The sequence below is a fragment of the Ruegeria sp. CDSC045 genome (genome assembly GCF_059610725.1).
This window is the reverse complement of sequence record NZ_JBXWOE010000006.1, coordinates 146,289-172,228: the sequence shown is the minus strand read 5'-3', so window position 1 is coordinate 172,228 and position 25,940 is coordinate 146,289. Positions and strand designations below refer to the sequence as shown.

Here is a 25,940-nt window from a genome sequence, read left to right as displayed (position 1 = left end):
GTGTGCGCAAATTCCTTAGGGGGCGACAGGTGCTGCGCTATATTATTTTTGTCCTGACTGCGGCAACGCTAGCCGCATGTGTCGACCGGACCGTATCTCAAACCGTGCCCTCGGCACTGGAGATTGGCACGCCCAAAACCATTTACGCAGCAACCACCCGCGCGCGCGAAGCGGACGGATCCTATGGGTACCGCCGCAGCGATCAGCTGCAGTTTCTCGAGATGACGGTCTCGATTCCACCCAATCACACACCCGGGACATTGGATTTTTCCTATGCCGACCCGGACCCGGAAAATCAGTTCGTGATGGCTGATGAAGACGAGCTTGCTGGACCCCAGGGCCTTGCCTCGCGACTAAGAGGTGTGGACGAGGTTTCGATCTTTATCCACGGCTATAACACGACCCAGTCAGAAACAGTGTTCCGCGCCGCGCAGTTGGAACATGATCTGGAAATACCGGGTGAAACCATGGTCTATTCCTGGCCAAGCCAGGCAACGGGTTATGGCTATGCCTATGACATCGACAGCATGCTGTTCGCCCGCGATGGTCTGGAACAAACTGTTCGCCAGCTGAAATCAATGGGGGTCGATCGGGTTATCCTTGTGGCGCATTCCATGGGCACCGCCCTGACGATGGAGATGATGCGGCAGGCCGAGCTGCGCGAACCGGGCTGGTCGCATCGGAATATCGAAGGGGTTGTTCTGATCGCACCGGATCTGGATGTCGATCTGTTCCGGTCGCAGATGGACAGCATCAAAACGCTGCCTGACCCGTTCATTGTGATGATCTCACGCAAAGACAGGCTGCTGAGTATATCCGCACGCCTGCGCGGTACCGCCAAAAGCGAACGTCTGGGAAATATCAGCTCGGCCGATGCGCTGTCCGAATATAAGATCAGTATTCTGGATACGACCGCCTTCAACAGCGATGCCGGGTCGTCTCATTTCGTGGCTGCAACCTCTCCGGCGCTTTTGGCGATTATCAATTCCGCCCGCCGGGTCAGCAGTACCTTTGGCAGGCAACGCGGGATTGACGTGATCGCCCCCGCCGAGGTCCGCAACCCGACCGGGGCGACCGAGATTGAGCTGACCGAGACCGGGCAGGCCAAGGTCAGCTCTCCGTAATGTCCTTTCACCTGGGGCATTATCTGAAAGCAAATGCCTCATGGCTTGGCGCCGGAGTTCTGCTGACCTTTCTGTCCTGTTTTGGGCAAACGTTCTTCATCTCGATCTTTTCCGGCGAAATTCGTGCGACGTTCGGGTTGAGCCATGGGGCCTGGGGTGGGATCTATTCGCTGGGTACGACCGCATCTGCCATCATCATGATCTGGGCGGGCGGGCTTACGGATATCTTCCGGGTGCGTGTGCTCGGCCCCGCTGTCCTGGCTGGGCTAGCCGTGGCGGCGCTAGCGATGGCGTTGAACCGCTGGCTGATCCTGCTACCGCTGGTGATCTTCCTGTTGCGCCTGTTCGGGCAGGGGATGAGCACCCATCTTGCCTTGGTCGCGATGGCGCGTTGGTTTACCACAACGCGCGGCAAGGCCTTGTCGATCGCCTCGGTCGGATTTGCGGTTGGCGAAGCGCTTTTGCCGGTAATCTTTGTCGCTGCGATGGTGTTTTTGGATTGGCGCCTGCTCTGGATCATCTCGGCAGGTATTTGTGTGGCCGGCATTCCGATTCTGCTGCGCTTGCTTCGGCAAGAGCGCACACCGCAAAGTCTGGCCAGCGAGTACTCAGCAGCAGGTATGCAGGGGCGGCACTGGACACGCACCGACGCTTTGCTGAACCCGTTGTTCTGGTTCATGGCCCCCGCCTTGCTGGGTCCTTCTGCCTTTATCACCGCCTTCTTCTTTCATCAGGTCCATCTGGCCGAGGTCAAAGGCTGGCAACATATCGAGTTGGTGGCGCTGTTTCCCGTCTACACAGGTGTTTCCCTGATCTCGATGTTTGTCGCGGGATGGGCACTGGATAAATGGGGAACCGCCCGAATGATGCCCTTTTATCAGGTGCCAATAGCTATCGGCTTCATGTTGGCGGCTGCAAGCACCTCGATTGGGGGTGCGGTTGCTGCATTGGTCTTTCTGGGGCTTACCGTCGGCGCAAACAGCACCTTGCCCAGTGCGTTCTGGGCGGAATTCTATGGAACCCGTCATATTGGCGCGATCAAGGCCATGGCCACTGCGGTCATGGTCCTTGGGTCGGCGATTGGCCCCGGACTGACCGGCGTGTTGATTGATCAGGGGGTTCCGCTGGACACGCAGTTCCTGTGGATCGGCGTCTTCTTCCTGCTGGTTTGTCTGCTGACCTGGATTGGCATCAGCCGCGCCGCACGCACGCTTTAGCGACTGCGACGCAGATAGACGTAATAGGCCCCGTCGCCACCATGGCTGATATGCGCGGGCGTCACCTGCATCACAGCCTGTGCCAAGGGCGGCAGTGACAGCCATTGCGGTACCTGATTGCGCAAGACGCCGCGCGGAGTGGGGATGGGGCCGGGCTCATCCCGGTCCTTGCCTTTGCCGGTCACCACCAGAACCAGACGCTTGCCCGAAGCCTGCGCCGTCAGCACAAAGCGCACCAGCGCCGGATAGGCCGTGTCCATCCGCAAGCCATGCAGGTCCAACTTGCCCTCGGGCCGGAGCTTGCCACGTTTCATCCGGGCAAAAGCCTTGCTGTCCATTTGCACCGGGTTGGCGCGTAACCCTTCGGTAACGGATGGTTTCAACACATGCCGTACACCCCTGCCAGCCGCGTTCTGCCCGACTTCAAACGCCTCGATCCGGGGCTTAAATGCCTTTGTCGGTTTCGGCTTGGGCAATGAGGTGGGGTGCACCGACTGCGGCAGTTCGGGATGCAGGCGATCTGCCTGTTTGGTCACCTTGCGCCACAGATCCATTTCGTCAGGGGTCAATTTGCGGCGCGACATCAGAACTCGTCCGGTAAAAGAGCATAGGCGCGCTGAATCGGCAGCAGAACCACCATGCGACCCGGATCTTTCAGGCGCCCCGCTGCGGCCCCTGCGGCATCGCCGGTTCCAAAGAAAATATCAGCCCGCTGCGCGCCCTTGATTGCGGACCCGGTATCCTGAGCGATCATCAGCCTGCGCAAAGGATCCTTGCCGTCCTTTTCGACCCAGACTGGAGCACCCAGCGGTGTGTATGCCGGATCGGCGGCAATGCTGCGCATGGTGGTGACCGAACGGTTCATCGCACCCAGAGGGCCAAATTCGGGTGCAACACGATTCACCTCGCGGAAGAACACATAAGACGGGTTGTGAAACAGCAATTCGGTACCCGCCTCGGGGTTCTTGCGGACCCAGGATTTGATCATCTGCGCACTGACCTGATGCGCACCTAGGGCACCGCGCCGGATCAGTTCGGACCCGATCGAACGATAAGGATGCCCATTGGCGCCCCCATAACCGACCCGCAGCGCCCTCCCATCGGGCAACCGGATACGGCCTGAGCCCTGAATCTGCAGAAAGAACAGCTCGACTGGGTCGTCCACCCAGGCGATTTCAAGACCGCGGCCCTGCATGACATCACCGGTCAGCAGATCGCGACGGGATAACCATTTTTCGGCTCCGCGCGCCTCAGGAGGCATTTTATAGATCGGGTATTTATACCGCTCCGATCTGGTTTTGGACCCGTCCAGTTCGGGTTCAAAATAGCCTGTGAACAGGCCATCCTTCCCGTCTTCGACCAGAACGGGACGGAAGAACAGCTCAAAAAATGACCGGGCCGCATCGGGCTTATAGGTGCGTGCCACGCCGCACAATGCCTGCCAGTCCGGATCATCCAGATCACCGCACGTGTTCAGAAAAACCGAAAGGGCCACCCCGTGATCATCGGCGGCCCAACCATTCAGGTCATCGTAGGACAGTATGGATCGTGTCACCTCAGCGCTGGCAGAGGTGGTCATGACAGCCACCAGGAAAAGCGACCGAAACGCTGCAATCATGCGTCCGTGGCAACAAGCAGCCAGTTCGGATCGTCCGAGCCCATAACGCGGGCAAAGGTCCAGCTGTCCTTTTGACGTTTAACCGTGTTTGGGTTGCCCTCGATGATATCGCCACCACGATCCCGCACGGCCGAAGTCAGCTCACCAACAAATTTCATGGTGATTTCGGCCTGGTTGGTATCCTTGTCAAAGCTCACATCTGCCAGTGTGGTTTCGCGCACACCGATAAATTCGGCCTCGATGGTCAGCCCCTGATCCTCGCGCGCGGCAACGACCGAAACAAAGGTTTCAAATACCTCTTCCGACAGGAAGGGCTGGATTTCATCCAGATTGCCCTTTTCGAACCCCATGACGATCATCTCATAAGCGCCGCGAGAGCCCTGAACAAATTCACCCACCGAAAAGCCCGGCTCGATCCGTTTCATAGCGGATAGGGTCTGCGCCTGTTCGCTGTCCTCGGGCACGTGATCGGTAATGTCGTGATCTGGCCCACCCTCAATCACCTCAAAATCACGGCGCGACTTATTGGCTTCGGACTGTTGTTGAAGCGGGGGTTTCTCAAAACCCTCACGTGTACCCAGTACGCTTTTCAGGCGCAGGATCAGGAAAACGGCAATTCCGGCCAGGACCAGCAACTGGATCATTGGTTCGTTCATTTCATCCTCTTGGTCAGACCGCGACTTTGTATACACGGCCTCTTGCCACTATGTAGGTGACAGTTCGGGACAAGTCTACCGCCCGACCTGCAGTAAAGGATAATGCAAATGTACCTGTTCCTGGCTTTTTTACTTGTTCCGATCATCGAAATCGGCCTGTTCATTCAGGTTGGTGGGCTAATCGGACTGTGGCCAACCCTTGCGATCGTGGTTCTAACGGCCGTTCTGGGTACCGCTTTGGTACGGACACAAGGTCGCATGGCGTTGGAAAACCTGCAACGATCCTTTGCAGAGCTTGACGACCCGACCGAACCTTTGGCCCATGGCGCGATGATCTTGCTGTCTGGTGTCTTGCTGCTGACACCGGGGTTTTTCACCGATGCCGTTGGATTTGCGCTGTTAATCCCTGGCGTCCGGGTCTCTGTATTCCGTTATCTCCGCTCGAAGGTCACAATCACGCAGTTTCAGATGGGCGGCTGGACGCAGTTCAGGACCGAGCCCCAAGCATCGACCCAGGGCGATGTGATCGACGGTGAATACACCGAGGTTCGCCCCCGTCAGAACCCGTCAAAGCCATCGAAATGGGTCGAAGGGCCGCACCAGCATTGAGGTGCCTCGCCCAACTTGCTAAGCAGTGGCGAAATTCAGTTTCGGAGTAGACCCATGGCCGAAGACGGCGCCCAAGAAAACACCGCGGCCCAGACCGCACCCCAGATCCAGATGCGCGTTCTGGGACAATTCATTCGCGATATGTCCTTTGAAAACGTGATGGCGCAAAAAGGCGTGTCTGGCGATGTCCAGCCCGAGATCGCGGTTCAGGTCAATCTGGACGCCAAAAAGCGCCCGGCTGAGCATCAATACGAGGTGTCGATCAAGCTGAACCTCAAATCCAAAGCCAAGGGCATGGAAGACATCCTGTTCCTGTGCGAGCTGGATTATTGCGGCCTGTTCCATGTGGAAGGTGTCGCCGAAGACCAGCTGCATCCGTTCCTGATGATCGAATGCCCGCGGATGCTGTTCCCGTTCCTGCGACGCATCGTCAGCGACATCACGCGCGACGGTGGGTATCCGCCGGTGAACCTGGACAACATCGATTTTGTCAGCCTGTACCGGAATGAATTGATGCGCCGTCAGGCCGAGACGCAAAAAACACAGGCCTGATCAGCCTTACCCGCGCCGGGGCTGACCTCAGGCGCGGGACCACAAGGCGTTTTCGCCCAGTTTTTCCACAAATTCCTCATGTGCCGCGCGTTCGTCCTGGGTGATCCGGGGCGGCAGGGCGTCTTTGCGCGGCGATGGCCGCCACTCTTCTGCTCCGCCAGCGGAAGACGACGCAGAGGTCGAAAGCCCGAAATCAGGCTGACGGCCCCCGATCAGCTCAAGATAGACCTCAGCCAGAATTTCCGAGTCGAGCAAGGCCCCGTGCAAAACCCGGTTCGAATTGTCGATATTGAACCGCCGGCACAGCGCATCCAATGAGGCGGGCGATCCCGGAAACCGTTTGCGCGCAATCGCCAGCGTATCCAGCGCCTGATCCATCGGGATCGGCGCCAGACCCATCCAGCCCAGCTCGGCATTCAGGAATTTCATGTCGAATGACGCATTGTGGATCACCAGTTTCGAGTCAGCGACAAAATCCCGAAACCCCTGACCAACCTTGGCAAAAACCGGCTTGTCCTTAAGCGTGACCTGACCTTTTTCCACCGGGCGGGGTGGTTCCAGCAGGTCGGGGCCAATGCCGTGCACGCCAAACGCCTCTTCGGGCATGAACCGTTGAGGGTTGATATAGACGTGATAGGTTTCGCCCGTGGCGACGTGATTCCAAAGCTCAACCGCACCGATTTCCACAATCCGGTCGCCGCTTTCAGGATCAAAGCCTGTGGTTTCTGTATCGAGTACGATCTCACGCATCTGTCAGCCCTGCCCGTATCTGTCTGACCACATCCTGCACTTGCGCGCGGGCGTGGTCCAGACTGTCCGTGACGATCACAAAATCAGACCGCGCGCATTTTTCGTCATTCGGCATCTGCTTGGCTTTGATCTGCTCGAACTGCGCCTCGGTCATGGTACCGCGCGCCATCACGCGGCGTTTCTGCTCGTCAGCCGGGACCGAGACACAGGCGACTGCATCCATCGCCGCATCTCCATCGGTTTCAAATAGCAGGGGAATATCGAAAACCAGAATATCTGCGGTGGCTTGTTCCCGGAACGCCGCTCGATCCGCCGCCACCAGCGGGTGAACAATGGCCTCAATCGCTTTCAGCGCCGCTGGGTCTGCCGAAATGAACCGTTTCAATACTTCCCGGCTAACCGCGCCGTCGATAATGGCCTCAGGAAACGCCCTACGCATCGGCTTGATCGCTGTCCCGCCACGCGCGTATAGCCGATGCACGGCGGCATCTGCGTCCCACAACGCACAGCCTTCGTCGACGAACATGCTGGCAGTTGTGCTTTTTCCCATGCCTATAGAACCGGTCAGGCCAAGTGCAAAGCTCATCCCAGTACCGCAGCACGCAAATCAGAAGTGACTTCAGGGCGCACCCCAAACCAGCTTTCAAATCCAGGTACGGCCTGATGCAACAACATACCAAGGCCATCTACGGGTGTGCATCCCGCCTGTTCTGCTGTTTCCAGCAAGCGTGTCTTAAGTGGCGCATAGACCAGATCGGTGACTATGGCACCGGGCTGTAACCCGTCCAGAGGCACCCGCAGCTCGGGCTGGCCGTGCATCCCAAGCGAACTTGTGTTGACCACAAGTTCCGCATCTTCAACCACGTTGCCCGCTTTCAACCAATCCACCACCGTTATGGTCGTACCAAACTCTTCCTTCAGGCGATCTGCACGTGTGCGCGTCCGATTGGTCAAGAAAATCTCGGGCACACCTGCATCGACCAACGCTTGAAGAACCGCACGTGCGGCGCCTCCGGCACCAAAGACAACCGCGGGGCCATCCGCTGGAATCCAATCTGGGGCGCCGCTGCGCAGGTTCTGCATGAACCCGTACCCATCGGTGTTATCCGCATGGATCGAACCGTCGGGCTGAAACACAAGCGTATTAGCAGCCCCGATCTGCCTGGCCCGGTCCGAAGCCGTATCCGCCAGATCCAAGGCCACCTCTTTATGGGGCACTGTGATGTTGGCCCCGACAAATCCGGCTTTGGGCAAGGTTCGTAGAACAGCCTCAAGATCATCCGGTGCGACATCCATGGGGATATAGTGACCGGCCAGGCCATAAGTTTTCAGCCAATGGCCATGCAGTATTGGGGATTTCGAATGGGAAATCGGATGCCCGATCACACCCGCCAGCGGGATCTGCTTGCCACTCATTGATCAATCACCCCTTTGACCGCCAGAAAATTCAACAGCTCCAATAGGGGCATACCCAAAACGTTAAAATAGTCACCGTCAATGGTTGCGAACAGCCGCACGCCTTCTTCCTCAAGCTTATAGGCCCCGACAGCGTGGCGGATGCTGTCCCAGTTCCGCGCAACATAATCGCGCAGATAGGCGTCCGAACTCATCCTCATCCGCAGGCGCACCTGACCTACATGTCGCCAGATCGGCTCACCATTCTGATAGATGACGGCTGCGGATAACAGCATATGCCGCTTGCCCCGCATCGCTTTGAGCTGCGCCAGCGCATCCTCGGGCGATTGCGGTTTGGACAAAAGCTGACCTTCGAAATCCAGCACCTGATCACATCCCAGAACCATCGGCCCCGGCACCTTGTCGCTGACCTTGCGGGCTTTCATCTCTGCCAGAGTATCGGCAATATCACGTGGAGATGCCTCTTCGGCCAGCAAAGCCCGTTTGGCGGTCTCTTCGTCCACGCGTGCAGTTTGAACGGTAAACCGCACGCCCGCATTCTCTAGCAACTGCGCACGAATGGATGACCCCGAGGCCAATATGATGGGGACAGAAATGTGGAAAACCCCCTGAGCAAATGGTTGATCGTTCAAGGATGGTTTGTATGGTTTTCCTGTTGACACGCAAGCCCGGTGTTTTCGCGAAATACTTCTATGAGTCGCCCGAACCCTGTCCAGTCTGGACAAGGATAACTTTGAACATCGGGACAAGAGGGATATCCCAGCTTATTCATCAAGTTATCCCCGGAAGTCTACGCATTACACATTCATAACATATTGTTTTATTGTAGTTTTTTATGAAATCAACAGAAACACCCAGTTCTCGGGTGAAACTATCCACCTGGGGAAAACAGATGGGTAAATAAGTAATCCACGGAATTTAATCTCCCTACAAAACCATCATCCTTTCTCTTTTCCTATTTTTTTTATAGGGAGAGATCCAAACCACGCCCGGAGCTGGAATGACTGATCTTCTTTTCACCATCTATCCCTGGGTGAAGTCCCTGCACATCATGGCCGTGATCTCTTGGATGGCCGGTTTGTTCTATCTGCCTAGATTGTACGTCTATCACGTAGAAAAAGCCCAAGGCGTTGACGGGGCGCAGGAGATCTTCTTTGAAATGGAAGAAAAGCTGCTGCGGATGATCATGCGCCCGGCGATGTACGTGGCCTGGGCCTGCGGCCTGATCATGGTATTCACACCAGGCATAGTCGGCTGGGATTTTGCCTGGCCCTGGGTCAAAGGCGCAGCAGTGATTGCGATGACTTGGTTCCACTACTGGCTGATGGTACGTCGAAAGGACTTTTTAGAGGGCCGAAATACGCTCACTGGGCGGCAGTATCGCATGATGAACGAGGTGCCCACTATTTTGATGGTTATCATCGTTCTGGCGGTCGTTCTGAAGTTCTGAGCAGCTATTTGACTCTTTGTAGGTAAGTGCTTATTTATCGCGTAACACGCCCGTCCGGGCGGCGTATCTTCCGTATTGAAATTCCAGTCCGAGCCGCATCCATGCGACCAAGGTTCTTATCATCATGTCTAATGAATCCCTCAATCTGGCCGATCTGAAAGCCAAAAGCCCCAAAGACCTTCTGGCGATGGCCGAAGAGCTTGAGATCGAAAACGCCTCGACCATGCGAAAAGGCGAGATGATGTTCCAGATTCTGCGCGAACGCGCAGATGAAGGCTGGACCGTGGGCGGCGATGGCGTACTTGAGGTTCTGCAAGATGGGTTCGGGTTCCTGCGTTCGCCCGAGGCGAACTATTTGCCCGGTCCTGATGATATCTATGTCTCGCCAGAAATGATCCGCCAGCATTCGTTGCGCACCGGTGATACGGTCGAAGGTGATATCAAGGCGCCGGACGAGAACGAACGGTATTTCGCACTGATCAAGGTCACCAAGATCAATTTCGAAGATCCCGAGAAAGCCAGGCATAAAGTTGCTTTCGACAACCTGACACCGCTTTATCCGGATGAGCGCCTGAAGATGGAAGTCGAAGATCCAACCATCAAGGACAAGTCCGCCCGTGTCATCGATCTGGTTTCGCCGATCGGTAAAGGTCAGCGGTCGTTGATTGTGGCACCGCCACGGACCGGTAAGACGGTGATCCTGCAGAATATTGCGAACTCGATCGAAAAGAACCACCCTGAGTGCTATCTGATCGTCCTACTGATCGACGAGCGGCCGGAAGAGGTGACTGACATGCAGCGTTCGGTGAAGGGCGAGGTCGTGTCGTCGACCTTTGATGAACCCGCCACCCGCCACGTTGCCGTATCTGAGATGGTTATCGAAAAAGCCAAGCGTTTGGTCGAACATAAACGAGATGTTGTTATTCTTCTCGACTCGATCACAAGACTTGGTAGGGCATTTAATACCGTGGTTCCATCCTCGGGTAAGGTTCTGACCGGCGGTGTAGATGCAAACGCTCTGCAACGGCCTAAGCGGTTCTTTGGTGCGGCACGGAATATCGAAGAAGGCGGCTCGCTGACCATCATCGCCACTGCGCTGATTGATACCGGCAGCCGGATGGACGAAGTCATCTTCGAAGAATTCAAAGGCACTGGTAACTCGGAAATCGTTCTGGATCGTAAGATCGCAGATAAGCGTGTGTTCCCGGCCATCGACATCCTCAAATCTGGCACAAGGAAAGAGGACCTGCTGGTCGACAAAGGCGATTTGGCGAAAACCTTCGTTCTGCGCCGCATCCTCAACCCGATGGGCACCACCGACGCGATCGAGTTCCTGTTGTCCAAGTTGAAACAGACCAAGACAAATGGCGAGTTCTTCGATTCGATGAACACCTGACACAGGTCCTGGACGCAAGCGAGGCGGTCGAATGGATACGATATTCGCCTTGGCCAGCGCACAAGGCAAGGCAGGGGTGGCGGTCATCCGTCTCTCGGGCCCCTTGGCGCATCCTGCCGCGGCTGCTCTTTCCGGTGCTGCTTTGCCCTCCCGCGGGATGCGGGTGCGCAGCCTGTATGGCAAAGACGGATCGCGCCTGGATGATGGGGTAGTTCTGACCTTCCAGGCCCCGGCCAGCTTTACTGGCGAAGACGTGGCAGAGCTACAGATTCACGGCAGTACAGCGGCGGTCAACGCCGTCATGCGCTGCCTTGCGGACATGGACGGTTTGCGCCTGGCCGATCCCGGGGAATTCACCCGCCGTGCCTTGGAAAACGGCAAAATGGATTTGACACAGGTCGAGGGCCTTGCCGATCTGATCGACGCTGAGACAGAGGCTCAACGCAAGCAGGCACAGATCATTCTGGCCGGAGAGCTTGGGAATTTGGCTGAACGCTGGCGGCGCGATTTGATCCGCGCCGCATCGCTGCTTGAGGCAGTGATTGATTTTGCCGATGAAGAGGTGCCAACCGATGTTACCCCTGAAGTGCGCCAGTTGATCACGGATGTCATTGCAGATCTACAACGTGAAGCTGAAGGGGTTCGTATTGCAGAACGCATTCGAACCGGGTTCGAGGTTGCGATTGTTGGCTTGCCAAATGCCGGAAAGTCGACATTGCTGAATGCTCTGGCCGGTCGCGATGCAGCGATCACGTCGGAATATGCCGGAACAACGCGCGATGTGATTGAAGTTCGAATGGACCTTGAGGGACTTCCCGTTACTTTGTTGGATACAGCGGGCTTGCGGGAAACCGACGATCACGTCGAAAGCCTGGGAATTGAGCGGGCCAAAAAGCGCGCCGAGGCCGCCGACCTGCGCGTATTTCTGACTGATGATCCAAAAGAGCTGGGCGTTCAGATGTTGGAAGGAGATATTCAGGTTCTTCCGAAGTCCGATCTGAGAAACAGTTCTGATGAAGGAATCTCAGGGAAAACCGGGCAGGGTGTGGATCGGTTGATTTCCAACATATCGCGTGTTTTGGGTGATCGTACTACTACCCATGGTATCGCCACGCGTGAAAGGCATCGTATAGCGCTGATCACAGCGCGCGACGCACTTAGTGCTGCAATCGCTGTTCTGGAATCAGGTCCCGACCTGTATGATATCGCAGCCGAGGAACTGAGGACCGCGATCCGCGCTTTGGAAGCTCTGGTTGGCAGAATTGGTGTAGAAGACTTGTTGGATGAAATATTCTCAAGCTTCTGCCTGGGAAAGTAAGGAGTGTTTCACGTGAAACATTCGGATTTTGACGTCGTCGTTATTGGAGCGGGCCACGCCGGAACAGAGGCGGCCCATGCGGCCGCCCGGATGGGTGCGACTACCGCCCTTGTGACTCTGTCGGCCACTGATATCGGAGTAATGTCCTGTAACCCGGCTATTGGGGGCCTCGGCAAAGGGCATCTTGTTCGCGAAATTGACGCGCTGGACGGGGTGATGGGGCGCGTCGCAGACCAGGCGGGAATTCAGTTTCGTTTGCTGAATCGCCGTAAAGGTCCCGCAGTTCAGGGGCCCAGAACGCAGGCAGACCGGGCTTTGTACCGAGCTGCGATGCAGCGAGAAACCACGGCACAGCCGAACCTCAGCGTCGTAGTCGGCGAGGTGACAGATTTCCTGGTGAATGGACCTGCTGTTACCGGAATTCGATTGGCGGATGAGTCTGAAATACGGGCCGGCGCTGTGATCCTGACGTCTGGGACATTTTTGCGAGGCGTTATTCACATTGGTGACGTATCGCGCCCTGGCGGCCGTATGGGGGACCGTCCCTCGGTAAAGCTGGCCGAGCGTTTGGATAGCCTTAACCTGCCGCTAGGACGCTTGAAAACGGGGACACCGCCCCGGCTGGATGGTCGGACGATTGATTGGTCAGGTCTCGAACGTCAGGACGGTGATGATGAACCTACGCTGTTCTCATTCCTTTCGATGGGGGTGGTGGCGCCGCAGATCTCTTGCGGGATTACACATACCAATGCCAGAACACATGAGATCATTGAAAAGAACCTTTCCAGATCGGCGATGTATGGGGGGCATATTGACGGTATAGGCCCCAGATATTGCCCTTCGATCGAAGATAAGATTGTGCGGTTTGCGGATAAGGAATCTCATCAGATTTTCCTCGAGCCAGAAGGTGTGAATGATCACACAATCTATCCGAATGGAATTTCTACCTCACTGCCACAGGATGTTCAGGTCGATTATGTCAGATCCATTATGGGGCTGGAAAAGGCAGAGATCCTCCAACCTGGCTACGCCATCGAATATGACTACGTAGATCCTCGCGTTCTTACATCATCACTGTCGTTGCCTGAGGCGCCAGGACTATATCTTGCGGGTCAGATTAACGGTACCACAGGATATGAGGAAGCTGCAGCTCAGGGAATGGTGGCTGGCCTCAATGCTGCCCTTCAGGTCTTGGGTCGGGATCCAATCCATTTCACGCGTTCCGACAGTTATATTGGTGTCATGGTCGATGACCTGACCACTCGCGGAGTGGCGGAACCTTATCGGATGTTTACCTCACGGGCAGAGTTTAGATTGTCTTTGCGCGCCGATAATGCCGACCAACGACTGACGCCTATTGGCCTACGCCTAGGTTGCGTAAGCGAGACACGCCGCAAGCACTTCTCTGAAAAGATGGAGAAGTTGGAGGCTGCGAAAAAGAAGCTCACAGATCATTCCTATACTCCGAAAGAAGTGCGAGAAGCTGGTATCGAGGTCAATCAGGATGGCAATCGCCGCGATGGTATGGCGATTTTGGCCTTTCCTGATGTGAACTTTGAGGACCTTGTTCCCTTGATTCCTGAGTTGCAGGACGTTGATTCAGGCATTCGGCAGCAAGTGGAACGCGATGCGCTGTATGCGAATTATATCGAGCGGCAAAGACGTGATGTCGAAGCGATGAAACGCGATGAAGCCTATGAGATTCCGCGTGATTTTGACTTCTTCGCATTGGATGGGCTGTCGTCAGAGATGAAGCAGAAGTTGTCCAACGCCCGTCCTGAGAATGTAGCGCAGGCAAGCCGGATAGAGGGTGTGACGCCGGCTGCGCTGACTCTGGTGTTGGCCAAGCTTCGCCGCGATCAGAGGGTGCGCAAAGCATGAAGGAAGAGCTGTTTGACGGTCTGAATGTTTCACGTGAAACATATGATCGACTGGCAACATATGTTGCCCTTGTCGAGCGCTGGAACCCGAAAATCAACCTCGTATCGCGCAAAAGCTTGTCCGAAATCTGGACACGGCACATTTTGGATTCCGTTCAGGTTTTTCGATGTGCCGAGAACTTTTCGCATTGGGTTGATATTGGAAGTGGTGGTGGGTTTCCCGGTATGGTCTGTGCAATTATGGCGATCGAAGAAGCGCCAGACGCAAAATTCACCTTTGTTGAAAGCGATCAGCGAAAATCTGCGTTTTTACGCAATGTATCCCGGGAATGTGGCGCAAACTGTAAAGTGGTGGCGAAACGCATTGAAGCGGTGGACCCCCTGAATGCAGATGTTTTGTCTGCCCGCGCCTTGGCAGATCTCGGGGTGTTATTGTCTTTTTGTGACAGACATTTAGGCGATCCTGGCGTCGCTTTGTTGCCGAAAGGTGTAAGCTGGAAAAAAGAGGTACAGGATGCGCAGGAAGAATGGAATTTCTCCTGTGATCCGATTACAAGTTTAACAGAACCCCAAGCCGTCATCCTCAAGGTCAAAGGAGTATCACGTGGTTGATCTATCTCGTCCCTCAGGCCCCCGGATCATAGCGGTAGCCAACCAGAAGGGCGGGGTTGGGAAGACGACAACAGCCATAAACTTGGCAGCAGGCCTGGCCGAGGCTGGATGCAGGGTTTTAGTGGTTGATCTGGATCCACAGGGGAATGCTTCAACCGGTTTAGGTGTCGAGGATCGAGATTGGACAACTTATGACCTGATTCTGGATGATGCGCCTTTGGATGCGGTCGTTCAGGACTCGGAGATTGAAGGCATTCTCGTTGTCCCCGCTACGGTAGACCTCAGTTCCGCCGATATCGAACTGATTTCGAACGAAAAACGCAGCTATTTACTGCATGATGCGTTACGCCAGACTGCTATTGATAAGTACGATCTGGATTTCGTACTGATTGACTGTCCGCCATCGCTGAATCTTCTGACGGTAAACGCGATGGTCGCAGCGCATTCCGTACTGGTGCCATTGCAAAGTGAGTTCTTCGCATTAGAGGGTTTGTCCCAGCTCATGCTGACCATTCGCGAGGTGCGACAGACTGCGAATCCAGACCTCAGAATCGAAGGTGTTGTGCTGACTATGTATGACAACCGCAACAACTTGTCCCGTCAGGTCGAAAAAGACGCACGTGACAATCTGGGCGAGATGGTATTTAAAACCAAAATACCCAGAAATGTGCGGGTCAGTGAGGCTCCGTCATACGCGTTGCCGGTTTTGCAATATGACTCGGGGTCTCTGGGCGCGATGGCCTATCGGCATTTGGCCCGGGAAGTCATGCATAAGAACAATAAAACCGCAGTCTGAGCGGTACTAGGAGGACCCTGTGACAGCCAGAAAATCAAAACCAAGAGGGTTGGGTCGCGGGCTTTCGGCGTTGATGGCAGATGTCACACAAGAGCCCCAGGGACGCGTGCCAACTGATTCACGGCGGCCGGACCTGACGATTCCAATCGAAAAGCTTCACGCAAACCCAAATCAGCCGCGCCGCACCTTTGCCCGGGAGCATCTGGATGAGCTTGCCGCTTCGGTCAAAGAGAAGGGGATCATTCAGCCGCTGATCGTCCGCGAGATTGCCGAAGGCGATTATGAAATCGTCGCGGGTGAACGCCGCTGGCGCGCGGCGCAAATGGCGCAGTTGCATGATATCCCCGTTATCGTTCGCGATTTTGATGACACTGAGGTTCTGGAAGTCGCCATTATCGAAAACATTCAGCGCGCGGATTTGAATGCGGTGGAAGAGGCGGCCGGCTATAAGCAGCTGATGGACCGCTTTGGTCATACGCAAGAAAAGCTGGCTGAAGCATTGGGCAAAAGCCGCAGTCATATTGCCAATTTGCTGCGCCTGTTGTCCCTGCCAATGGATGTACAAACCCTTGTAATAGAAGGAAAATTATCGGCTGGCCATGCACGGACGCTGATCACGGCCGAGAATGCCTCGGATCTTGCAAAGCAAATTGTCAAAGACGGGCTGTCGGTGCGGGCAACGGAAGCGCTGGTGAAGAAGCAACAGCAGGGGGATGCGGCCCGACCGGCACCAAGGTCTCGGGATCTGAATGCGGGTAAAGATGCGGATACCCGGGCGCTGGAAAAGGATCTTTCCGCGATTCTGGCGATGAAAGTGGCGATCAATCACAAAGCGGGCTCGGAAACGGGGCAGGTGGTCCTGACCTATGAGAACCTGGATCAACTGGATGATCTTTGTTCCAAGCTCAGCCGCTAGGGCGGGTCCAGATAAAGAACATCACGCCGCCTAGTACAATCGCCTGGATGATCAGGACATGAGACGGCGCAGACATCATGACCGATAATCCAAATACAGCGGCGATCGACAGGGTGGCCGCCTTTTTTGCGGCCGGACGAATCGCGCCTGAACTCTGCCAATCGACGATCATTGGGCCAAACAGTCGGTGCGTTATCAGCCAGCTATGCAGCCGTGAAGACGAGCGGGCAAAGAAGAAGGCGGCGAGTAGCAGAAATGGAACCGTTGGTAGTAGGGGAAGCACCACCCCAACAGCGGCCAGCCCGACGCATAACAATCCAAGCCCTGCCCACAGATATTGCATGGTCTATCCCAAAAGTTCGCGGATCACCGCGTTCAAGACGGCCCGCCCGTCGGTTGTGGCCATCAGTCTACCATCCAGCATTTGAACCATGCCGATATCCTGAAGATGGCCCAATGGGTCTTGTGGTAAGGGGTGGCCTGATATTCCCATATATCTATCTATATCTAGCCCGTCGGAAACTCTAAGACCCATCATAAGGTATTCACTTGCCTGATCTTCACGCGACAATGCGGCGCGTTCTTTCTCTCCGCTACCACAGGAAGCCGCATCCAACCACCGCTGCGGATTCAGATAGGTTTCAGTCGCGTATTTCTGGCCATTCTGGGTGATCCGCCCATGGGCGCCGGGGCCAATGCCGACATAGTCACCATAGCGCCAATAGATCAGATTGTGCTGTGATTCCGCGCCGGGGCGGGCGTGGTTCGATACCTCATAGGCGGGCAGACCATGAGCCTCGCAGATTTCTTGCGTGGCCAGATACATATCGGCGGCGCTATCATCCAAGGGTAGGCCGCGTAGCTTGCCCACGGCATAGCGATCACCAAAGGCGGTTCCGTCTTCAATGGTCAGTTGGTACAGCGACAGGTGATCGACCGCCATCGACAGGGCTTCGGTCAACTCTGCGCGCCAGGCATCAAGGGTTTGATGTTGCCGCGCATAGATCAGGTCAAAGCTGACCCGTTCAAAACAATGACGGGCTATGTCATAAGCAGCCCGCGCTTCGGCCACGCTGTGAATGCGGCCCAACCGGCGCAAATCGTCATCATTCAGCGCCTGTACCCCCATCGAGATACGGTTGACGCCTGCTTCTCGGTAGGCAGCGAACCGTCCCGCCTCGACCGAGCCGGGATTGGCTTCAAGTGTGATTTCCATGTCATTGGCGGGGTGCCAAAGGGCGCGGGCGGTATCAATCACTGCGGCGACGGTTTCGGGATCCATCAGAGACGGGGTGCCGCCGCCAAAGAAGATGGTGTTCAGGACACGGTTGGGGGTTTCGGAAGCACTACGGCGCAGCTCGACCAGATATGCATCAAGCCATTGCTTTTGATCAATATTTCTTGAAACATGGCTGTTGAAATCGCAATAGGGGCATTTGGCCTCGCAAAAGGGCCAATGCACATACAGGCCAAAGCCCCCATTGCGCCAATCATCCGCCAAAGCAGCCTTTCACGAACATCTCAACCGCGCGACCGCGATGGCTGATCTTGTTCTTTTCCCAGCGATCCATCTCGGCAAAGGTAATGTCATGACCCTCGGGCACAAACATTGGATCATAACCAAAGCCGTCCGCACCGCGAATGGGCCAGACCAGATGGCCGGGGGCGATGCCTTCGAACACCTCGTCATGCCCGTCGGGCCAGGCCAGCACCAGAGTGCATCGGAATTGCGCGGTGCGGGGGTGCGGGGCGTTCTTGGCCTCCAGCTCTTCATGCGCGCGGGTCATCGCCATCAGGAAATCGCGACCATTGCCGGTTTCTGCCCAATCGGCGGTATAGACGCCCGGCGCGCCATTCAGCGCGTCGACGGTGATCCCGGAATCGTCCGACAGCGCAGGCAGGCCGGTCGCGTTGGCCGCGGCATGGGCCTTGATCCGGGCATTGCCGACGAATGTATCCTCGGTCTCTTCCGGTTCAGGCAGGTCCATGTCCGCGGCGCCGATAACACTGACGCCAAAGGGTTCAAGCAGATGTGCCATCTCCTCAAGCTTGCCTTTGTTATGCGTGGCCACCAGCAACCTGTCGCCGTCGAACTTGCGGGTCATGCGGTGGCGGCCTTTTGCGCAGCAGCCAGTTCACTAACGCCCTGTTCAGCCAGATCCATTAGTTGATCCATCTGAACGCGGCTAAAGACCGAGCCTTCGGCGCTCATTTGAACTTCGATCAATTTGCCGGACCCGGTCATGATAAAGTTGCCGTCCACGCCGGCTTCGCTGTCTTCGGGGTAATCCAGATCCAGCACCGGTTGACCGGCGTAAATACCGCAGGACACGGCCGCAACCGGGTCAACCAGCGGGTCCGAGATCACGTCACCCGTTTTCATCAGCCTGTTGACCGCAAGACGCAGCGCAACCCAACCGCCTGTGATCGAGGCACATCGGGTGCCACCATCGGCCTGGATCACATCGCAGTCGACGGTGATCTGGCGTTCACCCAAGGCAACCCGATCGACACCTGCACGCAGGGCTCGGCCGATCAAACGCTGGATTTCCACGGTACGACCACCCTGCTTACCGCTGGCAGCCTCGCGCCGCATCCGTGTATTGGTCGCACGGGGCAGCATGCCGTATTCAGCGGTAACCCAGCCCAGGCCCGAACCCTTGATGAACGGTGGCACGCGATCTTCGATCGTGGCAGTGCACAACACATGGGTATCGCCCATCTTAATCAGGCAGGAACCTTCGGCATGTTTGGTAAATCCCGTTTCGATTGAAACGGCGCGCATTTCGTTTAGATCACGTCCTGAGGGTCGCATGGGAATTCCTTTGTTTGCTGGTTTGGGGATACCGCCCCGCAGCGTCAGGATGCAACCCTGATTGACCTTTCGCCTACCTGCTATTTAATGGCCATCCAGCAGAGGATTGCCGATGAGTGACGCAAGCAAAATTCTGAACGAGATGAATGACCGGTCGCGCGAGGTGTTTCGCCTGATCGTCGAAAGCTATCTGGATAGCGGTGAGCCTGTCGGCAGCCGTACCCTGACGCGCACTTTGTCGGAAAAAGTCAGTGCGGCGACGGTTCGCAATGTGATGCAGGATCTTGAGTTTCTGGGCCTGCTCGACAGCCCTCATGTCAGTGCGGGGCGGATTCCGACGCAACACGGGTTACGGATGTTCGTGGACGGATTGCTGGAGGTCGGTGATCTGGGCGCGGATGACCGGCAGAAGCTGGACGACACACTGGGCGCTAACTCGGGGGATGTCGGCGGGATGCTGGATCGTGTCGGCGCGGCCTTGTCACACGTGACACAAGGGGCCTCGCTGGTTTTGACGCCGAAACACGAAGCGGAAATCAAACATATCGAATTTGTGTCGCTTGGGCATGACAGGGCCCTGGTGGTTTTGGTCTTTTCCGACGGTCAGGTGGAAAACCGGCTGTTCAAGCCGCCACCCGGGCAAACGCCCAGCTCGATGCGGGAAGCGGCGAATTTTCTGAACGCGCTGATCGAAGGCCGCACCATCAGCGAGGTTCGCCGTCAGATGCTGACCCAGATCGATTTGCGGAAACAGGAAATTGACGTGCTGGCCCGTGAAATGGTCGACAGCGGCATGGCCGCATGGGACGGGGATGATGGCGACTCGGCTCGTTTGATCGTCCGAGGGCGGGCGAATCTGCTGGGTGAACGTGGCGAAGCAGATGAGTTGGAGCGCATTCGCACCCTGTTTGACGACCTCGAACGCAAGCGCGACATCGCCGAATTTCTGGAATTGACCGAAGAAGGCGAAGGTGTGCGCATTTTTATCGGGTCTGAGAACAAACTTTTCTCACTTTCGGGTTCCTCTTTGGTGGTGTCTCCATATATGAACGCTGATCGTAAGATAATCGGTGCGGTTGGGGTCATCGGGCCCACACGTCTGAATTATGGACGGATCGTGCCGATCGTGGATTATACGGCGCAACTGGTCGGCAAACTGATATCCGACCGGAGCTAGAGGGTAAGAGATGGCAGAGCCCAAGAACGAAGATTTTCTGGACGATATCGCAACGGCCGAGGCCGAAGAGCTGGCTGATGAATTTGCTGAGATCAGCGAAGAAGCGCTGGAGCTGGATGAGCTGCGCGCCGAGCGCGACGACTACAAAGACAAATTCATGCGTGCATTGGCCGATGCGGAAAACGCGCGCAAGCGCGGCGACAAGGCACGGCGCGATGCTGAACAATATGGCGGCTCGAAACTGGCTCGTGACATGCTGCCGGTCTATGACAATATGAAACGCGCGCTTGAGGCCGCAACCGACGAGCAGAAAGAGGTCGCAGGCGCTTTGCTGGAAGGTGTTGAACTGACCATGCGCGCGCTGAAGGACGTGTTTCAGAAACACGGGATTCAGGTGATCACGCCAGAAGTTGGCGATCGGTTTGACCCCAATGTGCATGAGGCGATGTTCGAGGCCCCCGTGCCCGGAACACGCGCTGGTGACATCATCCAGGTATCTGCAGAAGGCTTTATGCTGTACGACCGGCTCTTGCGCCCCGCGCAGGTGGGTGTGTCGTCCACGCCGGCAAGCTAAGCACCTAAGATATCAATCAATTATTGAGGCGGTCAGGATCTGGCCGCCTCTTTCAATTTATAGATCAGGTCCAATGCCTCGCGCGGGCTTAGCTCATCCGGCAAGATCTCACCCAACATATCCGCAACGGGTGAAGCTTTTGGGGGAGGCGGTGGCGGCGGGGCAGCCGAGAACAGCGGTAGATCGTCGATCAAAGCCTTTTGCTTGCCGCCTTCGCGTTCGGTTTTCTCCAGCTGGTCCAGCACAACGCGGGCACGTTCGACAACGGATGCCGGCAGGCCAGCCAGTTGCGCCACCTGGACACCATAAGATCGATCCGCGGCGCCTTTGTGAACCTCGTGCAAAAAGATCACCTCGCCCTCCCATTCCTTGACCGCAACGGTGGCGTTGTCGACACCTACCAGATTTCCGGCCAGCGCGGTCAGCTCGTGATAATGCGTTGCAAACAGCGCGCGACATCTATTGGCGGCGTGCAGATGTTCGAGCGTGGCCCAGGCGATGGAAAGCCCGTCATAGGTGGCCGTCCCGCGTCCGATTTCATCCAGGATGACCAGCGCATGATCGTCGGCCTGATTGAGGATGGCGGCGGTTTCGACCATTTCAACCATAAAGGTTGACCGCCCCCTGGCCAGATCGTCAGATGCCCCGACACGGCTGAACAGCTGGCTGACCACGCCGATATGGGCTTGTTCGGCGGGAACATAGCTGCCCATTTGGGCAAGCAGGGCGATCAGCGCATTCTGCCGCAGGAAGGTTGATTTACCCGCCATGTTGGGGCCGGTCAGCAACCAGATTGCAGCACCATCTTCCGCGCTGAGATCACAATCATTGGCGATAAACGCGTCACCGCTTTGTTGGCGCAGCGCATGTTCAACAACCGGATGCCGCCCGCCCTGAATATCAAAGGCACGAGAGGCATCGACCTGCGGGCGACACCAGTTCTCGCCCCGTGCCAGATCGGCCAGCGCAGTGGTTAAGTCCAGTTCTGCCAGCCCGCGCGCGGCTTGGTTCAGCTGCGCAGCACGGGTAAGAATCTCATCAGAAAGCCTTTGATAGAGCCGCTTTTCAATCTCCAGAGCATGATTTCCGGCGTTCAGAATACGGGTCTCGATCTCGGAGAGTTCAACGGTGGTGAACCGCACCTGATTGGCCGTGGTCTGGCGGTGGATATAGGTTTCGGAGAACGGCGGGTTCAACATCTTTTCGGCATGGGTTGCCGTGGTTTCAATGAAATAGCCCAGCACGTTGTTATGCTTGATCTTCAGTGAGGTGATGCCGGTGTGCTCGGAGTATTTCTGCTGAAACCCGGCGATGACGGATCGACCTTCGTCGCGCAGGGTGCGCGCCTCATCCAGTTCCGCGTCATAGCCGGGGGCAATGAAGCCGCCATCGCGCGCCATCAGGGGCGGTTCGGCCACAAGCGCATCATCCAGCAGGGTCAGCAGATCATCAAACCCCGTCAGGTTTTGCACTGCAGTGGCCAGCAATACCGGCAGATCTCCGGCATTGCACAGTTCGGCGATGGTTGCGGCCTGCGCCAGCCCGTTGCGGATGGCGGCCAAATCGCGAGGGCCGCCACGATCTAGCGACAGGCGCGACAAGGCGCGGTCCAAATCGGGGGTTTTGCGCAGGGCATCGCGCAGATCTTGGGCGATCAGGCTGTCATCGGCTGTAAAACTTACCGCATCCAACCGCCCGTGGATCACATCCAGATTGCGCGAGGGGCTGGACAGGCGCTGTTCCAACAGCCGCGCGCCGCCCGGCGTCACCGTACGGTCAACCACCGACAAAAGCGATCCGGCGCGCCCACCAGACAGCGACCGGGTCAGCTCCAGATTGCGGCGCGTTGCGGCGTCGATTTGCACCACGCGGTCCTCGGATTCTTTCAGCGGCGTTTGTAGCAGTGGTAATTTGCCTTTTTGCGTGATCTCCAAATAGTCAATCAATGCGCCCATAGCGGACACTTCGGCCCGGCCAAAATTTCCAAACGCGTCCAGCGCGCCCACGTGAAACAAATCGCAGATGCGCTTTTCGGCCGCCGTGCTGTCGAAACTGGCACGGCCAATGGGCGTCAGTGAGATGCCCAGATCGCGGGCAGGTTCGTGCAGGACCTGTTCGGCCCCGTCTGCCACGATCAGTTCCGACGGGGCCAGTCGAGCCAGTTCAGGGCTTAGGCGCACAGAGGTCAAAGGCATCACGTGAAATGCCCCGGTTGAGATATCGGCCCAGGCTAGCGCCGCTTCATCCCTCACCTCGGCATAACAGGCCAGAAAGTTGTGGCGGCGCGCCTCTAGCAGCGCGTCCTCGGTCAGTGTTCCGGGTGTCACCAGCCGGACAACACCGCGCTTTACCACTGATTTAGAGCCTCTCTTCTTGGCCTCAGCCGGGCTTTCCATCTGTTCGCAAACGGCCACGCGAAAGCCTTTTCGGATCAGCGTCAGCAGGTATCCTTCGGCGGCATGGACCGGCACACCGCACATCGGGATGTCTGCGTCGTTGTGCTTGCCGCGTTTGGTCAGGGCGATGTCCAGCGCCTCGGCGGCGTTGACGGCATCCTCGAAAAACATCTCGTAGAAGTCGCCCATCCGGTAAAACAGAAGGGCGTCGGCATGGGCCTCTTTGATTTCGAGATATTGCGCCATCATCGGCGTGACTGTGGACAAGGCTGATCCCTTTTGACGGCGTTCGGTCGCGACCTTACAAATCCGCCATCTGGTGCGAAAGGCAAAAGTATTCTCGTTGAGGCGCGCGCGTGCCTGCGCTATGAGGCAGAAGCCCCGTAGTTGCAGAGAAACGACGTATCAAATGCCCAAAGCGAAGATCACCAACGAAGAGGCGCTGGCCTTTCACCTGGACCCAACTCCTGGCAAGTGGGAGGTACAAGCCACCGTTCCCATGACCACGCAGCGCGACCTGTCGCTGGCCTACAGCCCCGGAGTAGCTGTTCCATGTGAAGCAATCGCGGAAAATCCAGAAACGGCCTATGACTATACCAACAAGGGAAATCTGGTCGCCGTGATTTCGAATGGGACGGCGGTTTTGGGTCTTGGTAATCTGGGCGCGCTGGGCTCAAAACCGGTGATGGAGGGCAAGTCAGTCCTGTTCAAGCGTTTCGCTGACGTAAACTCAATCGATATCGAGCTGGACACCGAAGACCCGGATGAGTTCTGCCGCGCCGTGCGTCTGATGGGCCCGACCTTTGGTGGCATCAATCTGGAAGACATCAAGGCGCCCGAGTGTTTCATCATCGAACAGCGCCTGAAGGAAGAAATGGATATCCCTGTCTTCCACGATGATCAGCACGGCACGGCGGTGATCTGTGCGGCGGGCCTGCTGAATGCGCTGCGTATCTCGGGCAAGAAGATCGAAGATGTGAAGATTGTTCTGAACGGTGCCGGGGCTGCTGGGATAGCGTGTATCGAACTGCTCAAGTCGATGGGCGCGCGGCATGAGAACTGCATCGTGTGTGACACCAAAGGCGTGATCTATCAGGGCCGGACCGAGGGCATGAACCAGTGGAAATCGGCACATGCGATCACCACGGATCTGCGTACGCTGGAAGACGCCATGAAAGGCGCAGACGTCTTTCTGGGCGTGTCGGTCAAAGGGGCTGTGACGCAAGATATGGTCGCCAGCATGGCCGATAACCCGGTGATTTTTGCCATGGCAAACCCCGACCCCGAGATCACACCGGAAGAGGCGCATGAGGTGCGCGTTGATGCCATCGTCGCCACAGGGCGCAGCGATTATCCGAACCAGGTCAACAACGTGTTGGGCTTTCCCTACCTGTTCCGCGGTGCGCTGGATATCCACGCCCGCGCCATCAATGACGAGATGAAAATTGCCTGTGCCCACGCCCTGGCCAACCTCGCGCGCGAGGATGTCCCGGATGAGGTCGCGATGGCCTATGGTAAGTCGCTGACCTTTGGGCGCGATTATATTATCCCGACACCTTTCGATCCGCGCCTGATTCACCGCATTCCGCCCGCCGTTGCGCGGGCCGGGATGGATACCGGCGCGGCGCGGCGTCCGATCATCGACATGGACGCGTATGAGCTGAGCCTGAAATCCCGCATGGATCCGACCGCCAGCATTCTGCGCGGCCTGAACGCGCGGGCCCGTCAGGCGCAAAGCCGAATGATCTTTGCCGAGGGCGACGATCCGCGTGTGCTGCGGGCTGCGGTGATGTATCAACGCTCGGGCTTTGGTAAAGCGCTGGTCGTAGGCCGCCCGGATGACGTCAAGCAAAAGCTGGAAGAGGCCGGGCTGGGCGATGCTGTGCGTGAGCTGGAGGTCGTGAATGCCGCCAACACTGCGCATCTCGATACCTATTCTGATTTTTTGTACGATCGCCTGCAGCGTAAAGGCTTTGATCGAAAGGATATTCATCGACTTGCCGCGCGCGACCGGCACGTGTTTTCATCGCTGATGCTGGCGCATGGGCATGGCGACGGTTTGGTCTCGGGCGCGACGCGTAAATCGGCGCATGTGCTGGATCGGATCAACCATGTGTTCGATGCAGATGCGGCCCGTGGCGCGGCCGGTGTGACGGCGCTGTTGCACAAGGGGCGGATCGTGCTGATCGGCGACACTCTAGTCCATGAATGGCCGGACGAAAACGATCTGGCCAATATCGCCGAGCGTTCAGCAGCCGTTGCCCGCCATATGGGGCTGGAGCCGCGCGTTGCCTTTGTCAGCTTTTCGACGTTTGGCTACCCGGTGTCGGAGCGGGCCGAAAAGATGCACCGCGCTCCTGCCGTTCTGGATCAGCGTGGCGTAGATTTCGAATACGAAGGTGAAATGACGGTGGACGTGGCGCTGAATGTCGACCAGCAGTCAAACTATCCGTTCCAGCGCCTGACCGGACCGGCGAATATCCTGATTGTCCCAGCACGGCATTCGGCCTCGATCTCGACCAAGTTGATGCAGGAAATGGGTGGGGCCACGGTGATCGGCCCGATCTTGTCGGGCATCGACAAGCCGATTCAGATCTGTTCGACCATATCGACGGCCAATGACATTCTGAACATGGCCATTCTGGCCTCCTGCGATATTGGTTAAGCC

Annotated in this window: 26 protein-coding genes; 14 read left to right on the top strand and 12 right to left on the bottom strand. The window is 56.8% G+C overall.

What is annotated here, in order from left to right:
- The first annotated feature begins 29 nt into the window (after nucleotides 1-29).
- Both AC2FH6_RS12650 and AC2FH6_RS12645 read left to right on the top strand, forming a co-directional pair.
- Nucleotides 30-1,124 (top strand): alpha/beta hydrolase, encoded by a 1,095-nt coding sequence (locus AC2FH6_RS12650; RefSeq protein ID WP_496702921.1) that lies wholly within the window; start codon nucleotides 30-32, stop codon nucleotides 1,122-1,124.
- Nucleotides 1,124-2,341: an MFS transporter gene (locus AC2FH6_RS12645; RefSeq protein ID WP_271950632.1), complete on the top strand. Its 1,218-nt coding sequence runs from the start codon at nucleotides 1,124-1,126 to the stop codon at nucleotides 2,339-2,341. The genes AC2FH6_RS12650 and AC2FH6_RS12645 overlap by 1 nt, the downstream gene beginning before the upstream one ends.
- Here the strand turns inward: AC2FH6_RS12645 and AC2FH6_RS12640 are convergent.
- From AC2FH6_RS12640 to AC2FH6_RS12630, 3 genes are read right to left on the bottom strand one after another with little or no spacing between them, the layout of a single operon-like run.
- Nucleotides 2,338-2,925, bottom strand: a complete 588-nt coding sequence (locus AC2FH6_RS12640) for a Smr/MutS family protein (RefSeq protein ID WP_496702919.1) — start codon at nucleotides 2,923-2,925, stop codon at nucleotides 2,338-2,340. The two genes, AC2FH6_RS12645 and AC2FH6_RS12640, sit on opposite strands and share 4 nt — an antisense overlap.
- Nucleotides 2,925-3,959 (bottom strand): murein transglycosylase A, encoded by a 1,035-nt coding sequence (mltA, locus tag AC2FH6_RS12635; protein ID WP_496702917.1) that lies wholly within the window; start codon nucleotides 3,957-3,959, stop codon nucleotides 2,925-2,927. Before mltA ends, AC2FH6_RS12640 begins: the two co-directional genes overlap by 1 nt.
- Entirely contained in the window at nucleotides 3,956-4,615 is a 660-nt protein-coding gene (locus AC2FH6_RS12630; protein WP_142637434.1) for a Tim44/TimA family putative adaptor protein, read from the bottom strand. The genes mltA and AC2FH6_RS12630 overlap by 4 nt, the downstream gene beginning before the upstream one ends.
- A 108-nt stretch (nucleotides 4,616-4,723) precedes the next feature.
- On the opposite strand from AC2FH6_RS12630, the gene AC2FH6_RS12625 reads away from it, so the two are divergent.
- Nucleotides 4,724-5,224, top strand: coding sequence for an FxsA family protein (locus AC2FH6_RS12625; RefSeq protein WP_496702915.1), 501 nt, complete (start codon nucleotides 4,724-4,726; stop codon nucleotides 5,222-5,224).
- 54 nt (nucleotides 5,225-5,278) lie between these two features.
- Entirely contained in the window at nucleotides 5,279-5,776 is a 498-nt protein-coding gene (gene secB, locus AC2FH6_RS12620; RefSeq protein ID WP_142637430.1) for a protein-export chaperone SecB, read from the top strand.
- Between the two features lie 27 nt (nucleotides 5,777-5,803).
- On the opposite strand, the gene dnaQ is transcribed toward secB, so the two are convergent.
- The 4 genes from dnaQ to AC2FH6_RS12600 are packed head-to-tail and all read right to left on the bottom strand — an operon-like array spanning nucleotide 5,804 to nucleotide 8,538.
- Nucleotides 5,804-6,526 (bottom strand): DNA polymerase III subunit epsilon, encoded by a 723-nt coding sequence (gene dnaQ, locus AC2FH6_RS12615; protein WP_496702913.1) that lies wholly within the window; start codon nucleotides 6,524-6,526, stop codon nucleotides 5,804-5,806.
- Nucleotides 6,519-7,112 (bottom strand): dephospho-CoA kinase, encoded by a 594-nt coding sequence (coaE, locus tag AC2FH6_RS12610; protein WP_496692596.1) that lies wholly within the window; start codon nucleotides 7,110-7,112, stop codon nucleotides 6,519-6,521. Before coaE ends, dnaQ begins: the two co-directional genes overlap by 8 nt.
- A complete protein-coding gene (locus AC2FH6_RS12605) occupies nucleotides 7,109-7,942 on the bottom strand; it encodes a shikimate dehydrogenase (protein ID WP_496702911.1) in 834 nt (277 codons plus the stop codon). Before AC2FH6_RS12605 ends, coaE begins: the two co-directional genes overlap by 4 nt.
- The gene (locus tag AC2FH6_RS12600) at nucleotides 7,939-8,538 is read right to left on the bottom strand and encodes a Maf family protein (RefSeq protein ID WP_142637605.1); all 600 of its coding nucleotides are present in this window, start codon (nucleotides 8,536-8,538) and stop codon (nucleotides 7,939-7,941) included. Before AC2FH6_RS12600 ends, AC2FH6_RS12605 begins: the two co-directional genes overlap by 4 nt.
- Nucleotides 8,539-8,942: 404 nt before the next feature.
- Here AC2FH6_RS12600 and AC2FH6_RS12595 point away from each other — a divergent pair, with 404 nt between their 5' ends.
- The 7 genes from AC2FH6_RS12595 (at nucleotide 8,943) to AC2FH6_RS12565 (ending at nucleotide 16,310) form a co-directional block, all read left to right on the top strand.
- Complete coding sequence (locus AC2FH6_RS12595; RefSeq protein WP_496702909.1) at nucleotides 8,943-9,392, top strand: CopD family protein; 450 nt, start codon at nucleotides 8,943-8,945, stop codon at nucleotides 9,390-9,392.
- A 124-nt stretch (nucleotides 9,393-9,516) separates the two neighbouring features.
- Complete coding sequence (rho, locus tag AC2FH6_RS12590; protein ID WP_142637421.1) at nucleotides 9,517-10,788, top strand: transcription termination factor Rho; 1,272 nt, start codon at nucleotides 9,517-9,519, stop codon at nucleotides 10,786-10,788.
- Nucleotides 10,789-10,819: 31 nt separating this feature from the next.
- Nucleotides 10,820-12,106, top strand: a complete 1,287-nt coding sequence (gene mnmE, locus AC2FH6_RS12585; RefSeq protein WP_496698689.1) for a tRNA uridine-5-carboxymethylaminomethyl(34) synthesis GTPase MnmE — start codon at nucleotides 10,820-10,822, stop codon at nucleotides 12,104-12,106.
- A gap of 12 nt (nucleotides 12,107-12,118) precedes the next feature.
- Entirely contained in the window at nucleotides 12,119-13,987 is a 1,869-nt protein-coding gene (gene mnmG / locus AC2FH6_RS12580; protein ID WP_496702907.1) for a tRNA uridine-5-carboxymethylaminomethyl(34) synthesis enzyme MnmG, read from the top strand.
- Nucleotides 13,984-14,598, top strand: a complete 615-nt coding sequence (gene rsmG, locus AC2FH6_RS12575) for a 16S rRNA (guanine(527)-N(7))-methyltransferase RsmG (protein ID WP_496702905.1) — start codon at nucleotides 13,984-13,986, stop codon at nucleotides 14,596-14,598. Before mnmG ends, rsmG begins: the two co-directional genes overlap by 4 nt.
- Nucleotides 14,591-15,394, top strand: a complete 804-nt coding sequence (locus AC2FH6_RS12570) for a ParA family protein (protein ID WP_142637414.1) — start codon at nucleotides 14,591-14,593, stop codon at nucleotides 15,392-15,394. The genes rsmG and AC2FH6_RS12570 overlap by 8 nt, the downstream gene beginning before the upstream one ends.
- A gap of 19 nt (nucleotides 15,395-15,413) precedes the next feature.
- Entirely contained in the window at nucleotides 15,414-16,310 is an 897-nt protein-coding gene (locus AC2FH6_RS12565; RefSeq protein ID WP_142637412.1) for a ParB/RepB/Spo0J family partition protein, read from the top strand.
- Here the strand turns inward: AC2FH6_RS12565 and AC2FH6_RS12560 are convergent.
- From AC2FH6_RS12560 to rph, 4 genes are read right to left on the bottom strand one after another with little or no spacing between them, the layout of a single operon-like run.
- Nucleotides 16,300-16,653 carry a YbaN family protein gene (locus AC2FH6_RS12560; RefSeq protein WP_496702903.1) on the bottom strand — a complete coding sequence of 118 codons (354 nt, stop codon included), beginning with the start codon at nucleotides 16,651-16,653 and terminating at the stop codon, nucleotides 16,300-16,302. The genes AC2FH6_RS12565 and AC2FH6_RS12560 overlap by 11 nt on opposite strands.
- A 3-nt stretch (nucleotides 16,654-16,656) precedes the next feature.
- Nucleotides 16,657-17,811, bottom strand: coding sequence for a radical SAM family heme chaperone HemW (gene hemW / locus AC2FH6_RS12555; protein WP_496702901.1), 1,155 nt, complete (start codon nucleotides 17,809-17,811; stop codon nucleotides 16,657-16,659).
- Nucleotides 17,801-18,415, bottom strand: coding sequence for an RdgB/HAM1 family non-canonical purine NTP pyrophosphatase (gene rdgB / locus AC2FH6_RS12550; protein WP_496702899.1), 615 nt, complete (start codon nucleotides 18,413-18,415; stop codon nucleotides 17,801-17,803). The genes hemW and rdgB overlap by 11 nt, the downstream gene beginning before the upstream one ends.
- Nucleotides 18,412-19,125: a ribonuclease PH gene (gene rph / locus AC2FH6_RS12545; protein ID WP_496702897.1), complete on the bottom strand. Its 714-nt coding sequence runs from the start codon at nucleotides 19,123-19,125 to the stop codon at nucleotides 18,412-18,414. The genes rdgB and rph overlap by 4 nt, the downstream gene beginning before the upstream one ends.
- 112 nt (nucleotides 19,126-19,237) lie before the next feature.
- On the opposite strand from rph, the gene hrcA reads away from it, so the two are divergent.
- Nucleotides 19,238-20,302: a heat-inducible transcriptional repressor HrcA gene (gene hrcA, locus AC2FH6_RS12540; RefSeq protein ID WP_496692603.1), complete on the top strand. Its 1,065-nt coding sequence runs from the start codon at nucleotides 19,238-19,240 to the stop codon at nucleotides 20,300-20,302.
- A gap of 10 nt (nucleotides 20,303-20,312) precedes the next feature.
- Entirely contained in the window at nucleotides 20,313-20,876 is a 564-nt protein-coding gene (locus AC2FH6_RS12535; protein WP_142637400.1) for a nucleotide exchange factor GrpE, read from the top strand.
- 32 nt (nucleotides 20,877-20,908) lie between these two features.
- Here the strand turns inward: AC2FH6_RS12535 and mutS are convergent, their stop codons facing one another.
- Nucleotides 20,909-23,521 (bottom strand): DNA mismatch repair protein MutS, encoded by a 2,613-nt coding sequence (gene mutS / locus AC2FH6_RS12530; protein ID WP_496702998.1) that lies wholly within the window; start codon nucleotides 23,519-23,521, stop codon nucleotides 20,909-20,911.
- Nucleotides 23,522-23,681: 160 nt separating this feature from the next.
- Between mutS and AC2FH6_RS12525 the strand changes: the two genes are divergently transcribed.
- Complete coding sequence (locus AC2FH6_RS12525) at nucleotides 23,682-25,937, top strand: NADP-dependent malic enzyme (RefSeq protein ID WP_496702895.1); 2,256 nt, start codon at nucleotides 23,682-23,684, stop codon at nucleotides 25,935-25,937.
- The last annotated feature ends 3 nt before the right edge of the window (nucleotides 25,938-25,940 follow it).

Excerpts from the sequence above, each read along its gene's own strand:
- rsmG (WP_496702905.1), top strand. The coding sequence starts at position 13,984 with ATGAAGGAAGAGCTGTTTGACGGTCTGAATGTTTCACGTGAAACATAT.
- rph (WP_496702897.1), bottom strand. The coding sequence starts at position 19,125 with ATGCGACCCTCAGGACGTGATCTAAACGAAATGCGCGCCGTTTCAATC.
- mutS (WP_496702998.1), bottom strand. The coding sequence starts at position 23,521 with ATGATGGCGCAATATCTCGAAATCAAAGAGGCCCATGCCGACGCCCTT.
- rho (WP_142637421.1), top strand. The coding sequence starts at position 9,517 with ATGTCTAATGAATCCCTCAATCTGGCCGATCTGAAAGCCAAAAGCCCC.
- dnaQ (WP_496702913.1), bottom strand. The coding sequence starts at position 6,526 with ATGCGTGAGATCGTACTCGATACAGAAACCACAGGCTTTGATCCTGAA.
- AC2FH6_RS12560 (WP_496702903.1), bottom strand. The coding sequence starts at position 16,653 with ATGCAATATCTGTGGGCAGGGCTTGGATTGTTATGCGTCGGGCTGGCC.
- AC2FH6_RS12630 (WP_142637434.1), bottom strand. The coding sequence starts at position 4,615 with ATGAACGAACCAATGATCCAGTTGCTGGTCCTGGCCGGAATTGCCGTT.
- AC2FH6_RS12605 (WP_496702911.1), bottom strand. The coding sequence starts at position 7,942 with ATGAGTGGCAAGCAGATCCCGCTGGCGGGTGTGATCGGGCATCCGATT.
- AC2FH6_RS12595 (WP_496702909.1), top strand. The coding sequence starts at position 8,943 with ATGACTGATCTTCTTTTCACCATCTATCCCTGGGTGAAGTCCCTGCAC.
- AC2FH6_RS12640 (WP_496702919.1), bottom strand. The coding sequence starts at position 2,925 with ATGTCGCGCCGCAAATTGACCCCTGACGAAATGGATCTGTGGCGCAAG.
- hrcA (WP_496692603.1), top strand. The coding sequence starts at position 19,238 with ATGAGTGACGCAAGCAAAATTCTGAACGAGATGAATGACCGGTCGCGC.
- mnmE (WP_496698689.1), top strand. The coding sequence starts at position 10,820 with ATGGATACGATATTCGCCTTGGCCAGCGCACAAGGCAAGGCAGGGGTG.
- AC2FH6_RS12645 (WP_271950632.1), top strand. The coding sequence starts at position 1,124 with ATGTCCTTTCACCTGGGGCATTATCTGAAAGCAAATGCCTCATGGCTT.
- secB (WP_142637430.1), top strand. The coding sequence starts at position 5,279 with ATGGCCGAAGACGGCGCCCAAGAAAACACCGCGGCCCAGACCGCACCC.
- AC2FH6_RS12525 (WP_496702895.1), top strand. The coding sequence starts at position 23,682 with ATGCCCAAAGCGAAGATCACCAACGAAGAGGCGCTGGCCTTTCACCTG.
- coaE (WP_496692596.1), bottom strand. The coding sequence starts at position 7,112 with ATGAGCTTTGCACTTGGCCTGACCGGTTCTATAGGCATGGGAAAAAGC.
- AC2FH6_RS12625 (WP_496702915.1), top strand. The coding sequence starts at position 4,724 with ATGTACCTGTTCCTGGCTTTTTTACTTGTTCCGATCATCGAAATCGGC.
- rdgB (WP_496702899.1), bottom strand. The coding sequence starts at position 18,415 with ATGACCCGCAAGTTCGACGGCGACAGGTTGCTGGTGGCCACGCATAAC.
- mltA (WP_496702917.1), bottom strand. The coding sequence starts at position 3,959 with ATGATTGCAGCGTTTCGGTCGCTTTTCCTGGTGGCTGTCATGACCACC.
- AC2FH6_RS12535 (WP_142637400.1), top strand. The coding sequence starts at position 20,313 with ATGGCAGAGCCCAAGAACGAAGATTTTCTGGACGATATCGCAACGGCC.